Annotated in this window: 1 protein-coding gene; it reads left to right on the top strand. The window is 55.4% G+C overall.

The window, feature by feature from the left end; genetic code table 11:
- Positions 1-1369, top strand: a 1369-nt coding sequence (locus tag C2M35_RS15525) for a discoidin domain-containing protein (protein WP_199774441.1), incomplete at both ends; no start/stop codon positions are given.

The following is a 1369-nucleotide window of genomic DNA, read 5'->3' as shown; positions in this document are numbered from 1 at the left end:
GCTCGACCATAATGATTGGCAAGGTGCGCCAAGTGTAGAAGATCCGTCCTGGGTGCAGGTGGACTTTGCCACGCCACAGGCGATCAGCAGCGTGTTTATCACCAGTGCCAACGACGCGCCAGCGCGCGACCCGGAAAATTTCGATATTCTGGCGTCCAACGATGGTGGCCAGAGCTGGATCACCCTCGCCAGCATTGTGGGCGCCTCGTTTGATGAGCGTTTTGAGCGCCAGGAATTTGCATTTGCTAACGCCCAGGCGTACGCCAGCTACCGTATCAATATCACCAAGAATCAGGGCAATGATGGCTTGTTGCAGCTGGCGGAAATTGAGTTTGTTGGCCCTGTACATGTGAGCGTGGATCACAGTGATGACCCGCAGGCGATGGCCTCGGCACGCAACAGCATTGGCGATGCGGAAAATCAGGATAAGGCTTTTGATAATGACCCAACCACCAAATGGCTGGATCACAATGACTGGCAAGGTGCACCTAGCGAGGCGGATCCGTCCTGGATTCAGCTCGACCTCAGTGCCCCTAAGGCGGTCAATGTGCTGGCTATTACCAGCGCCAATGATGCCCCGGAGCGTGACCCGGAGAACTTCTCTCTGCTGGCGTCAAATGATGGCGGCGAAAGCTGGATAACGCTGGCTAGCTGGGTAGGTGAAGCCTTCGATGAGCGCGCAGAGCGACGCACCTTCGCCGTGGCCAATCAACTGGCCTATAGCAGCTATCGCCTGGAAGTAAGCAAAAACAAAAATAACGATGGCCTGTTGCAACTTGCGGAAGTGGAGTTGATTGGTCCCGAGCTTGAAGGCCTGGATCACTCCCTTAGCAATGGCGCCAGCTACAGTGCCCGCTTTAGTATCAGTGACTCAGAAAGCGCGGCGCAGGCCTTTGACCGAGATGTAAGCACCAAGTGGTTAGATCACAATGACTGGCAGGGCGCACCCACCGAGGAAAACCCGGCGTGGATCCAGGTACATATGGCCGAGGCGCAAGCCGTCAATGAGCTGATGATCACCAGCGCCAACGATGCGCCCGAGCGCGATCCGGCCAGCTTCTCGCTGTTGGCCTCGAACGATGGCGAAACCTGGCTGTCATTAGCGAGCTGGGCGGGGGAGGAATTCTCTGAGCGCTTAGAGCAACGTCATTTCGCCCTGAGCAATGGCCTTGCTTATTCACATTACCGCCTGTCGGTAAGCGCCAATGCCAACAATGATGGCCTGGTGCAAATTGCTGAGGTGGGCTTTATTGGTCCTCAATATCAGTTACAGGATTTAACCGAGCTGCCTGGCACCCTCTTTAGTGCGCGCTCTAGTATTGGCGATGGCGAAAATCAGGATAAGGCCTTTGATAATGACGTAAACACC

The sequence above is a fragment of the Pseudoalteromonas sp. T1lg76 genome (genome assembly GCF_002964725.1).
GTDB lineage: Bacteria > Pseudomonadota > Gammaproteobacteria > Enterobacterales > Alteromonadaceae > Pseudoalteromonas.
This window is presented reverse-complemented; position numbering and strand designations above follow the sequence as displayed.